This window comes from Emergencia timonensis, from assembly GCF_900086585.1.
Taxonomy (GTDB): domain Bacteria; phylum Bacillota; class Clostridia; order Peptostreptococcales; family Anaerovoracaceae; genus Senimuribacter; species Senimuribacter timonensis.
Genome location: NZ_FLKM01000007.1, coordinates 177,696 through 190,462 on the forward strand (window position 1 = coordinate 177,696; position 12,767 = coordinate 190,462).

Annotated in this window: 8 protein-coding genes; 1 reads left to right on the top strand and 7 read right to left on the bottom strand. The window is 47.0% G+C overall.

Features of this window, described 5'->3' with window-relative positions:
• Nucleotides 1-98: 98 nt before the first annotated feature.
• The 7 genes from BN6539_RS01130 to BN6539_RS01160 form a co-directional block, all read right to left on the bottom strand.
• Nucleotides 99-1,559, bottom strand: a complete 1,461-nt coding sequence (locus BN6539_RS01130; RefSeq protein WP_067532687.1) for a GntR family transcriptional regulator — start codon at nucleotides 1,557-1,559, stop codon at nucleotides 99-101.
• Between the two features lie 132 nt (nucleotides 1,560-1,691).
• Entirely contained in the window at nucleotides 1,692-3,020 is a 1,329-nt protein-coding gene (locus tag BN6539_RS01135) for an ABC transporter substrate-binding protein (protein ID WP_067532690.1), read from the bottom strand.
• A gap of 10 nt (nucleotides 3,021-3,030) precedes the next feature.
• Entirely contained in the window at nucleotides 3,031-5,160 is a 2,130-nt protein-coding gene (locus BN6539_RS01140; RefSeq protein ID WP_067532693.1) for an ATP-binding protein, read from the bottom strand.
• A 47-nt stretch (nucleotides 5,161-5,207) separates the two neighbouring features.
• The gene (locus BN6539_RS01145; RefSeq protein WP_067532696.1) at nucleotides 5,208-7,877 is read right to left on the bottom strand and encodes a bifunctional diguanylate cyclase/phosphodiesterase; all 2,670 of its coding nucleotides are present in this window, start codon (nucleotides 7,875-7,877) and stop codon (nucleotides 5,208-5,210) included.
• Complete coding sequence (locus BN6539_RS01150; protein ID WP_067532699.1) at nucleotides 7,874-9,442, bottom strand: sensor domain-containing diguanylate cyclase; 1,569 nt, start codon at nucleotides 9,440-9,442, stop codon at nucleotides 7,874-7,876. Before BN6539_RS01150 ends, BN6539_RS01145 begins: the two co-directional genes overlap by 4 nt.
• A gap of 177 nt (nucleotides 9,443-9,619) precedes the next feature.
• Nucleotides 9,620-11,107, bottom strand: coding sequence for a DUF4300 family protein (locus tag BN6539_RS01155; protein ID WP_067532702.1), 1,488 nt, complete (start codon nucleotides 11,105-11,107; stop codon nucleotides 9,620-9,622).
• 65 nt (nucleotides 11,108-11,172) lie between these two features.
• On the bottom strand, nucleotides 11,173-11,757 hold the full coding sequence (locus BN6539_RS01160; protein ID WP_067532705.1) for a LysE family transporter: 585 nt from the start codon (nucleotides 11,755-11,757) through the stop codon (nucleotides 11,173-11,175).
• Between the two features lie 117 nt (nucleotides 11,758-11,874).
• Between BN6539_RS01160 and BN6539_RS01165 the strand changes: the two genes are divergently transcribed.
• Complete coding sequence (locus tag BN6539_RS01165) at nucleotides 11,875-12,765, top strand: LysR family transcriptional regulator (RefSeq protein WP_067532708.1); 891 nt, start codon at nucleotides 11,875-11,877, stop codon at nucleotides 12,763-12,765.
• Nucleotides 12,766-12,767: the final 2 nt, after the last annotated feature.

Below are 12,767 nucleotides of genomic sequence, written 5' to 3' on the forward strand. Positions count from 1 at the left end.
TCAAATTCAAAAATTGCCAGCTAAATCAAACTGTCATTTCTATTAATATACCCTGAGGTTTATCTATTCAATCAAACTTCCATATCATTCCTTTGTCTTCATTGCCATAGTTTTGAACCGTCGTAAACCTGCATCGCAGCATCGAAGCAGCCCAGGCGCTTACATGCCTCGATAATCAGCTGATGCGTCATTTGAAACATCTCTGCCGCCTGTTTTGCAAACTGCCTGGCATCCCCCTCCGCCAATGCATTGACCGCTTCTTTACATTGACGATGAATTTTGCGATTATAGAAGTTTTTTCCGTTATTAATCAAGCCGGGAATGCTTCTTCCGATATGGTAATTTTTCAGCAGCACTTTGTAGATCGTCCGCAGCGCATCATAGGCAATGTGATTGGTGATAAATTCCAGGACAGCCACCGGTGAAAGCTGATACAGATACGCCTGATTCCACAAGTCGTTCAGATCCTCGGCAAACTGCACCGCCTCTGCAGCAGATATATGACTTCCAGCATGGACTGCCACACTTTCTATGGTCAATGAAATCAACTCCAGACTGTCAAGATAGCGGCGAAGATGGCTGGCAATCAGACTCGGTTCGATTTCTATTTTTTTCAGGGCTTCCAAGTCCATCGTCACGAAGACGCCGTTGCCGCGCACAGTCTCTACCACACCCCACCCCTGCAGAATCTTAATTGCCTTTGAAACGGTATCTGCGCTGACTTCATAAATTGTCTGCAGTTCCTTGTAAGAAGGCAACTGGCTCCCAGGGCGGTAACGTCCGATTGCAATCAGCCCCAGCAGGTCCAGGTAGACGCTGGAATAGCGTTCTTTTGTCTGAAACAGTTGGCTTTCTAAGGCTTTGCTCCCCTTGCGCAAGGGAGAGTCAGAAAAGATGCTGTGGTCCGGTTCCTCTGCATTCTGATAGATGAAGCTCAGGTTATCAAAGGGGATTTTCTCCGGGTTCTCTCCTGTCTTCACTGCCCGGATCAGCTGATTCAATCCTGCAGCATAATCAGACCTCATCTCATAGGTGCCCTGCCAAGGATCGATGTCCTTAAAACCCAGACTGTCCACAGTACGCAGAATCAGATCATTGCCATTCCTGGCAACGAAAAAGCGCCAGAATTGATTGGAAAGCCGCCAGAACATCACAGGCTCTCCTGGATTCATCTGTGTGAGAATTTTTTCCGGTGTTTCCCATTCCGCCCCTCTGCACAGGTGGACTCCTCTGATTGTAATGGGATAACAGAGCAGGACGCCGGATTTTAAGATATCAGAAGCTGCCACTGTATCCACTTTTTGCAAAGTCTGTATCGCGCTGTGGTGCGCTGTGGTGTAATCAAAAGCTACCGTCGCCCGCTTTCTCTGCACAGACTCGATGAGCCCCTCCCGTTCCAACAGCTCCAATGCGCGGCGAATCGTCTTTTCTGAGGCGTCAAATTCTCCGCACAGACTTGCGCGGGAAGGCAGTTGATATCCGAGAGGGAAGATACCGCTCACGATCTTGTTTTTCAGAATCTGATAGATTTTGTCATACATAGCCACATCGCTTCTCATATAATCTCTGCTCCTTCTTTCGTTACTTCTCGTTACCCCTATCATACCATGAATCAGCGATGGAAGGAAGCCACGATAAAAGGAGCCTATGGCTCCTTCCTGTTACCCTATTTCGTTCTCATCCCTGCATTCTCAATCCACCACGGGATTGCTTTCCTTCAGCGCTGCATTACACGTCTTATCGATGGCGGCCGCTACTTGGGCAGGCGTCTTTCTTCCCAGGAGCAGATCCTGTGTATTCTTATAAAAAACGTCACGAACGCCCTGCCAGTTCAGACTGCTGTTGATATTGTCCACGATATTTCCGGAATTATCATCATAAGCCTTCAGCATCGGCATTTCCTCCTGATATTTCTCAGTGATAGATTGATTCACCGGCTGTGTTCCCAGCGTGTATTTCATCAAATCCTCATCTGTGTAAATAAAACGGATAAAGTCCTTGGCTGCCTGAATCTTCGCTTCGTCTCCATTGTCGAAGACACAGAAGCCATTGGTTCCGCTGGTCGCATAGCCTTTCCCGTCCTGACTTGGGAAGTTGACCGCGAAGACGTCCAGCCCCTTGCTCTGCGCATCTGCCAAATTAGTCAGATTACCCACACAGCAGGCAAGCTGTCCATTATAGAATAAATTGACGCAGTCCAACAGTTCCATGTTCTCAGCGCCCTGCGGTGTGATACCTCGCTTGTCCAGATCTTTGATCCACTGCAGTGCCTCGATGCCTTCCGGTGTATTGACATTGAATTTCCCCTCCTCGTCATAGAGTTTTCCTCCATGGGAACGCAGCAAGGTCATAATGTGGCTGTCTCCCTGGTTATTTGCACCGTACATCATAAATGTGAACGTATTTTCATCAGTAATAGACTCCTTCAACGCCTGAAAAATCTCGTCAAAGGTTTCAGTAGACCAGTGCGCGATGGTATTGTCCTCCGGGATATACTGCTCCAATCCTGCGCTTTTCATCATCTTTTTATTGATCAGGAGCGTATTCTGCAGCTGCTGAAAAGGCAACGTGTAGACTTTGCCATTGACACTGTTCTGCGCCCAGATCGTCTCGTCGATATCTGCCCGCAGCTCCTCGTCGATGATATCGTCAAGAGGCTCCAGCCAACCGCTTTCAACATAAGCCGGCACATTATATGATCCCGCAAAGAAAATATCAGCCGCATCTTCTGTCCCGTATTTGTCCGCCAGCTGCTCCTTCTCATCCAGATAATCATACCTGCTGATGTCAAACTCTACATCGTATTTGTCATACTGTGCCTTAAACTTTTCAGCCGCAGCAACAAAGAGATCATAAACTTCTGCTTCACCGACATCTGGTATATTGCCCAGGCCGATCGGTGTGGTTTTGATTGTCAGCGTCACCTTTTCTTTGCTTTCTGTCCCGCTAGTCCCACAAGCCGCCAAAGCGAGCACCAACATCGCAATCAGCAAGATACATATAAAGCGTTTTCCTTTCATTTTTTCTCTCCTAACTCTGTAAATGATTGATTTTTTCCAGCAGCAGTGAAATATCCAGTGGTTTTGTCGCCACGTCGTTCATCCCGCTGGCTAAGGCTTTATCTACATCTTCACGGAATGCATTCGCAGTCATTGCAAAGATCGGAATCTTTGCGCTGTCAGCACGCCCTGAGGAGCGGATGGCCTTGGCCGCCGCATATCCGTTCATGACAGGCATCTGAATGTCCATCAGCACCAAATCAAAGAAACCAGCCTCACTGTTTTCAAATATGCTAACTGCATCCTTTCCATTTTCGGCCTCAAATATAATGCAGCCTCTCTCTTCCAGTACCGAACAGATAATCATGCGATTGATTTCGTTGTCTTCTGCTACTAAAATCCGCATGCCCGCCAGCCGGATTTCCTTTTCGGCGCCTGCTGCTGACGCAGAAGGCGCTTCTTTCGGCTGCACGATTTCCAGTGGGAGGATGATGGTAAATACCGTACCTTTGTCAAGATGACTTTCTACAGAGATCCTGCCACCCATCTTTTCTACCAAGGTTTTGCTCAGAGTGGTGCCAAGACCTGTTCCGTTCTGAGAGGCAGCTCTCCGTTCCTGCTCAAAAGGAACCCAAATTTTCTCCAAGAATTCCGGGCTCATGCCGTATCCTGTATCAGCAACGATAAAGGTGGTCTGCGCAGTATCTCCAGAGAGAATCTGCTGGACTTTTAAAGAAATTTCGCCGCCCTTCGGGGTGAACTTCAAAGAATTTCCTAAAAGGTTGGTCAATACCTGTTTGATGCGAAGAACATCTCCTTTTACAAAAGGATATGATGCCTCCGTATGATCCACTGAGAAATGTAACCCCTTCTCTTCCGCCTGGATACCGATCAATGTTTCTAATTCGCCTACCAAGTCTTTCAGGTTCATTTCTTCCGTATATAATTCCATCTGACCGTTTTCAATTTTTGACATATCGAGAACGTCAGTAATTACACTTTTCAGGAAGTCAGCCGATACCTCTGCCTTGCTCAGATATTCCAATAGTTTTTCCCTGTCATCCAGATTCTCCCTCATCAGATACTGCAATCCGACAATGCCGTTGAGCGGCGTGCGGATTTCGTGGCTCATGTTTGCCAGAAATGTGGATTTTGCCTGCTCAGATGCCCGGGCAATACGCGCTGCGTTTACATTGTGGTAGAGGAACCAGGCTACAAGTAGAACTACAATCCCCAAAACGAGGAAGAAAGGCACAGAACTCCAGATCAGCAGGCGAACCTGCTCCGCCGTGACCTGCTGCGAAACTCTGACCACCAGATACCAATCTTCCTCTCCCTGCAGTTCCATAGGCTGGAACAGAGCGGAAAATCGTTCCCCATCCTGTTCATATTCGACAAAAATACCGTTCCCCTCTTCAATGGCCTTCTTACAAGCTTCCAGGGATCCATCACCGTAAAAATCACAGCTCTCAAGCGAGGTCAGATAATTCTGTGTCACCGCACTGCTGCTGTATTGCTGACTGGCTGTGATAATCTCCCCTGTTGGCCGTATGACGAGGGCCACCCCCCGTCCGTCAAAGCTTTCCATCTTCATCTGGCTGGCAACCTGGTCAATGGGAACCAATCCGACGATGCCAGAGATCTTGTACTTGCCACAAGGAATGGAAGTAGGAAGGTGCTTCCCATAGAGCAGATATTCTCCCCATTGCTCCCTGCTGTCCTCGCTGTAGGAGGTTACAAAGTAATCCTCCGCCTGTTGATAAGCCTCCTTCCAGGGTGCTTTCTCCAAGTCCGTCTCCAAATAAGAGTTATTGTATATGCGTCCGTTCTCCATAACGAGATACAACTTGTCAAAATCAGTGCTTTTGGCTTCCACACTTAGGTTGTAAACGACATCTTTTAAATTGCTGTTTCGCGATTCTGATACGCGGGCCAGCATGGAATCGAGATATTCCCACTTACCGTTGAGCTGATTGATGATATTCAGCTGGTCGTGATCAGCAATCTGTTCCATAAAAGACTCCGTGGTGGAGTAGACTGCTTTTTCAATGCTCTGTTGATACAGCCAATATCCTCCGCCTAACACCGCTGCCACGACGGCTAGGAGGAATGCGACCACCTTCCATTTCAGTTGATATTTCTTTAGTTTGATCTCCTTCATCTTCCACCCTTTCTGCAGATCATGACACTATTTGAAATTTTTTTCTTTTAAAAATTAATGACTTTCTTTTCGGGCATAGGCCGAGCGTAATAGAAGCCTTGTATATACTGCACTTTTAAATCAGCAAATGCCTTCTGCTCTTCCTCCGTCTCAATCCCTTCGGCGACAACAGCCAGATCATTGATTTTGGCCATCTCTACGATACTCCGAGCGAGGGCGTGCTGCTTGCGATCCGTCAGAATCTGTTTTGTAAGAGATTTATCGATTTTAATGATATCTGCCGGCAAATTTGAAAGATAGTTCAGACTGCTATAGCCGATGCCGAAATCGTCCAGGGCGATGCGGATACCCGTTTTTCGCAGTTCATCCAATACCGCAGAGGCCTGGTCTATCGATTGTATGAGAATGCTTTCTGTGATTTCCAGTGAAATCTGTCCAGGATCCACGCCAGAGTCACCAATCAGCTTCAATAAATGATCCGCGCTGTTCTCAATCAAAAGCTGCTGAACAGAAAGGTTGATGCTCATGTGATATAGGCCCAGTGGCTTACCGTAGTCATGCATAAACCTGCACGCTCTGCCCAGCACATATTCGCCCAGCTGCTCAGCCATACCGCTTCGTTCGGCCAAAGAAATGACCTGCCCGGCAGGAAAATACCCGCCTCTGCAATTGGGCAGCCTGGTCAAAGCCTCTACAGCAATATATTTCCCGCTGTCAAGGTGCGCCATAGGTTGATACCATACTTCCAGGGTTTCTTCTTCGATAGCCGATTTCAGCTTGTGAAGAATTTCTGCCTCTGTGCGGATCAGCTGATCCAATTTATCATTGTACAAAACAAGTTTCTGATCAGAACCCTTTGAAAAACGCAACGCTGACTGAATGCGCTCCAGCAGCACTTCCGGGCTTTTCCCATGAGCAGGATATTGGCAGACAACCACCCGTGCCTGCAACGTAAAGGAAGCGTTGCCGGTGGACACCGGCGTTGTAAGCAGCTGCTGCAGTCTGGAAACAAAGGAGGTCTCGTCCTCTTCTGAAAGGGAAATACCTAAGAAAACATCTCCGTTGATACGGTACAGGTTCGCTCCAAAGAGGCGCGAAAGCCGCTTAATCACCTCCCGCAGTATTTGATCTCCGATCTCCGCGCTGAAAAGTTCATTATATTGGCTGAAATTGCAGATATCGATACAGAAAAGGCGAAAATTTCTTTTTTTATCGTAATCAATCAGCATATTGGCGTCTCGCATGTACTTCAGGCGGTTTCCAACATGGAATACCGGATCATAGTAGGCCAGCTGCTCGACCTGCTTGCTGTATTGGTTCAGAACCTTAGATAATTCCATCATCTCAAGGTTCGTATATTCTTCAAAACTGACGTCATTCTGGCCTTCGATAAGCCTGCGGCATTTTTCTGTCAGCCTCTGTACTGGGGATTCTTCGGAGCGGGAGTCGTAATATCGTCGAATCAGCGCAGCAATCTCTTCCTCTCCCTTGCTGTGCGGTTTACAGGAGATATATTGGTAATTGGCCGCAAGGAAGCTTTTCTCACCGTTCAGCCTGATCTTTAAAAGAAGTTCCAAGGACAGGCCCTTGGCAAAATCCTCTCGCTCCATATCGTCCATCTCCTCGCGAAGAGCAATCATAAAATTACCTGCACTCAGTCTGCCAGCGATGAACGGACTCTCAATGTATTCCGCAAGACGCTGCGGAATACTTTCTAAAAATGCGCGTTCCTTTGCGGGGCCGATCAACTGCGAAACCTGGTTATAGCTTTCAAAAACAAAGTAAAATAAATTTATAGAATCTGCAGAAAGCCATCGGTTCAGTTCCTCCGTAAACCCTTCCTGATTGTACAGTCCAGTCTGACGATCAATCAGATTCTGGCTCGCTATGGTACGGTCATGTTTCTTATATCTGTAGAACAAATACGCCAGCGCTAACAGACTCGCAGCAACCAAAGCGCAGAGCAGCAATATTTTGATATTGGCAGTGGAACTGATCCAGCCATTCACTGGCTGAATACTCAAGTTCCACTCAGTGGGAAGGTTGATGCTCATTTTTACGGCATCAGAAAAATCCACGCCCTTTCGTGATACTGTAATCAGATCCTTGCTTCCATCCTCTGCGTCAATACTCCAGATTTCATAGTCATAACCTTCTTCTGCCAGAGCAGTAAATCCAAGTCGATTCAAAACATAATCGCTGTCCAGTGCAACTGCCACCTCGCCAAGATAGGCATTTTTCTTTAAATATGGGCGCAGGTAAAGAAAAACTTCTTCCCCCTCTTCCAAGGTCGTCGGCCCTTCTACCACCAAATCTTTGACAACTTTTGCCATTGTGTAGACATAAGAAAAGTCCTTTAGGTCTTTTCCTACCTGTGATCCGTACTCTGCCTCTGGCAGTGCGCTGACCACCTTATCACCTTTGATCAAGGAGACATACTGCACACTTTCTTTCTTAAGAAGCGGTGCGGCAGCCTTTTCAAACCAGGAGGTGCCCTCCATAATCCTGGCCATCTCCGCCAGGTTATCGGCTTCGTTCAGTTCGTCCTGCAGCTGCAGGGAAAGTTTTTCACTGTAAAATTCTAAGACGCGGTCTGCGTCTGCTCGCCTGGCTTCGATCCAGGACTGGCGCATCTGACTGTACAGAACAGCAGTGAATATCAAAATCGTCAATATCACAAAACCTGCAAAGAAATAGCGTTTTGTCCGAGTCTTCATCTGCGTTCTCCGTTCTCATGTATCTTATAATAACCTTTTCCGTTCTGTTTCACGAAGTATAAAGCCTCGTCCGCGTCGGCAATTAATTGTTCCAATTCCATGTCCGGTCTGTAAATAGCCACGCCCACACTGCACTGCACAGGAATACTGTGCCCGGCGGAGCCCACCTCTGAATGAAATCGAAGCACCAACTCGTCTAATATGCTGTTTAGCTCTGCTTCATCGTCCAGGTTTGTCATCAGCAGAATAAACTCGTCGCCGCCATATCTGCCAACCACGCCGTCATACCGTTTCTCATATTCCCGCAAAATATATCCTATGCTCTTCAGTGCCACATCACCATCACTATGGCCATGCGTGTCATTGATATATTTCAGGTTATCCATATCCACAAAACACAGCGCGCTGAGCAGCACAGGGTCCGCTTTTTCCAACTGCGCAGCAGCGTGTTTCAGGAATACTGCACGAGTGACGACACCGGTCAGGCTATCGGTAAGACCATCGCTGGTCAAGCGAATAATCTCGTTAAAGTCTCTCTTTTCCGGACGTTGATCCTGATAAATCTTCTTTTCCAGTTCATTGACAGAATCCACTAAAGCATCTACGACCTGCATCTGCCGATTGATATAACGACGCATGACAAAAATCAGACCCAGGCACAGTAACACGGTCAGACCGGCTACGAGGAGCAGACTGGGCAGAATCTCCCCAAAGATGGTCCAGACGTTGACGGAGCAAAGAATATCCCAGCCCGTATTCTCAACCCTTTGGTAAACCGTATACCGCAGGCTTCCCCCTTTGAAGCTCCAGTAACTGCCCGGTTTCTGAGACAAAAGTTCTTCTTCCAGTCTGTTTTCTGTTGTTCCAAAAATGGTCATTTTCTTGAACTCGTCCATGATGGAATCCCCATAGGGGAGATCTTCTGTCGACGACATGATCTGCCCTTGTGAGCCAAGCAATGTGGTTTCAGCATTGTTAGTGCCAGACGAGTCTTTCAATATCTCCACAATTTCATCAAAATAGATGGCACAGAAAAGGCAGCCTGTAATATTGTCATTTTTGTCCTTCAGTGGTACGGCCACTGTGTAATTGAGGGTTACACCATCAGCGCCTGCCGCAAAGCTGTCTGTCACCTGTTTCCGTCCAGTGGAAAAAAGCCGCTGCATATAATCTCTGCTGGCCAGGCTGGCCGGTTCATCTCCATCGGAATAGACGAGAATATCGTCGTCCACATAACAAATCATCATATATCCGTAGTTCGGTGCCATCTGGTCCAGTTTTTTAACCTTTTTGATTGGCGCAACGTCGGGATCATAGAATTCTGGCAGTTCGGCCAGAGATTCCAAAAGGGTGACGGATTCGTCGATCCGCTGGGATATTTGTGCATGACTGCTGTTCAAGGATGCGTGGGCGGTGGATTTCATCTGCCCTATGGACAGTACGACACCGCCTAGAAATATCACTACCAATGTCAGAAGACAAAAAATCGTGCTATATCTCATGATGGGACTGAAAGTAATTCTCCAATTCTTATTCCCATTTGTTTTTTCTCTGTTTTTCTTCATTTATATACTACTTTCCCTCGTAAATTCTTGGTACCTATATCGAGTTATATTATAACAGTTCCCTCTGCATAAAGCAACGACTGCCGAAACATTTCATCAGCCTTTCCATGCACACAAAAACTGCCTGCGAGTCGTCAACTCGCAGGCAGTTCATAAGTCACATTTTTTCTGATTCTTCTATAGTGTCAATTCTTGATCGTTTTCCATAATGACTGGCGCTGTCGAAACGCCCGGCGTGTAAAACTTCCAAAAACGATTGAGCAGGTATTCTCTGACCTGGGCCTTGCTTTGGAACTTTGCCGCTTGGTATGGGGAGGTCGGTCCAAATTTCTCAACAAAATAAACATCGCTGCCATCTGTAATCATCACGCCTGCATGACCGACAAAGGCCATATGGTCTAGCTCGTCATGGCAGACGACACTGATCAGTGAAGCGTTTCCTGCCTTGAACTGTATTCCTCTGTTCCTCCATTCTTGCTTGATGGCCGCCAGAATGACCTTAGGATCGGTCGTATCTCTGACAGAAACAGGATTATAAATGGTGTAGAACTTACTTTGGTCCTCCCCTTTTATGCTGCAAAGGGGATAATGATCCATGGCATCTGTATCAACTGCCAGAAAGTCGTCGCCTTCCATCTTCTTCTCTGTGGTAATAAAATCCCGGAACAGTGTCATAGCGGTCAGCCTGCAGTTCACATCTGCGTAGCTGCGGTTTGCTGTCCACAGGCTGTAAGTATCTGCTGCCTCATAATCGACACCTCTGGCGGCTATCGTTTGAAATCCATCGTGAAAATAGGGCTGCAATCCTACCACACCATGATAGTCTTTTGCCAAGTCCATCAGTCCCTCTATGTAGTTCTGACGAATTCCCGCCTTTCGAAGAATTCCGCTGATCTCCTGCCTCGTCTTCTCGTCGGTCAGGTTGGAATAGGTCAGCTCATGCATGGTCCAATCGGGCTGGGTGCGAACGGCTTTGGGTTCACTGAATTTGCTGTAGGATATCTTCTTGCCGATGGTTTTTCTAACTTTCAATTTATAGTAATATGTAGCATCGCCAATTACCATTTTATCCGTGAAGTGCGCGGCATAGGTAGCATCCCACAGCTGCCAGCTTTTTTTAAAGGGCAGTTCCTTGACTTTCTCATATGGCCCGTTGACAGAGGTACTTCTATAGATCAGCGCTGTTTTCTTGTTGGCGCTGCAGTCTGCAGTGCCCGCATTGACACCGATGCCGATGCTGCCGTCCTCTGGCAGAGAAAGTTCCAAAACAAAGTCCTTTCCATTGATGCCCGTAGCTGCTGCATTTTCATAAGAGTATCTGCCAAAACTTTTCTTTCCTTTTATATAGCGATATGGTCTCACTTTATATTGATATAACGTATTCTTTTTTAATCTTCGATCTGTGCGGCTCGTCCCCTTCACACTGGCGATCTTCTTGTATTTCTTTCCGGCTGCAGCTTTACGATAGATTTCATAATGGGTGAATTTCTTCTGTTTCGTCCAGGTTACTTTAATGGACGTGCTGCTCACAGTTCTCAAGGTGACTTGGAACCGACTGTCTTTTGTGGTCTTTGCGATGCCTGACGTAGCACCGTTGGCAGTGACTGACGAAAGTGCCAGCAAAAGAACCAGCGTCCACGTGATACATTGGTTTCTCTTTTTCATCTTCTTCCCCTTTTGTAATAATTTTCCTAAATTATAGCATGTATGAGGAATCAGTACAATCTTTATCAGTCGACGAAGAACAGTTTTACAGCGCATTCCACCAGCAGCAACGCCATGCAGATGTTGAACGGCCGATAGTATTTTTTTAAAAATCTCTGCAGGAGACTGCCTGCTGCTGCCCATACCAGAGTACCGGATACCCCTGCCAGTGTCAAGAACACCGCCGATGCCAGCAAAGCTTCCAACGAGTCGTCGACTGGGATGACATAACCGGTATAGGTGGTAATCGCCGCCAGAATGATCTTCACATTGACAAACTGCAGTACCATTCCCTTGACAAAGCCGCCTGCTTCCTTCTGTTCTCCCTCATCCGGCCTGCTCTTCGCCACGTGAAAGGCCAGCCACAGAATATAGGCGGCGCCAACATATTTCATCACGGAAACAATACCGCCGATATATTTTGCAATCCAAAAGCAGCCCACTGCACACACCAGCATGACACAGATAAAACCCGTACCGATACCCAGAATCAATTTTCTCCCGTTAGACCAGCCATAGTTGCTGGTAGTGTTGAGAGCCAGGATGTTATTCGGTCCCGGCGTATAGGCCGTGACAAACGCATAGGGTGCAAAGCTCAGTAAAATATTCATAATCACTTGAAATCACCTTCCTTTAGGTCTATAATAGCATAAAAGATAATATCAAATTAGTCGAACTATTCAATACTATAATTCAATATTTTCGAACTAAATGACAGGAGGTTCTTGATGGATCTGAAGTATTTAGAGACCTTTAAAACGATTATTGAAGAGGGCAGTTATGCCAGGGCTGCTGATAAGCTGGGGTACACCCAGTCCACCATCACCTTTCAGGTGCAGCAGCTGGAGCAGGAGCTTTCCATCAAGCTTTTTGAAAAAATCGGCAGACGGATGCAGTTGACCAAAGCGGGGGAAACGGTGATTCCTTATGTTGAAGAAACCCTTCTCTCTTTTACAAAAATGCAGAGCCTGGGAACTTCTCTGGCAGATATGAAACAGAGTCTTTCTGTCGGAGTAGCTGAGACGCAGCTCTGCTATCGTCTGCCGCCTTTGCTGAAGAAGTTCCACCAGATCGCACCTGGTACGAAACTGTTTCTCCGCTCCATGAACTGTTACGAAATACGGGACGCTTTGGTCGACGGCAGACTTGATATGGGCATTTTTTACGAGAATGTCGGCGGAAATACGGATAGCCTGACCCTTCACAAAATGGACTCCCATGCCATGACCCTGATAGCTTCCCCCGCCACAAAAAAACAGTATCCCGACTTTAAAACTTCCGGCCAGAGACTGGATCTTCCCTATATCATTGACGAGCCCAACTGCATCTTCAGAGAAATCTTCACTGATTATCTGAGGGAAAAAGACATTCACCTGGGGCACACCATTGAACTTTGGAGCATCCCTACGATTATTAACCTGGTCAAGAATGATATGGGAATCTCTTATCTGCCCACCTTCACGGTGGAAAAAGACTTAGAAGAAGGCAGTCTCTGCGCCATTGAGACAGATTATGACCACATGGAAATCACAGCGGTCTGCGCCCATCACAAGAACAAGTGGCTCAGTCCTGTCATGCAAGTCTTTATCGATCTGCTGACAAACGCACAAAAAAGCTGACC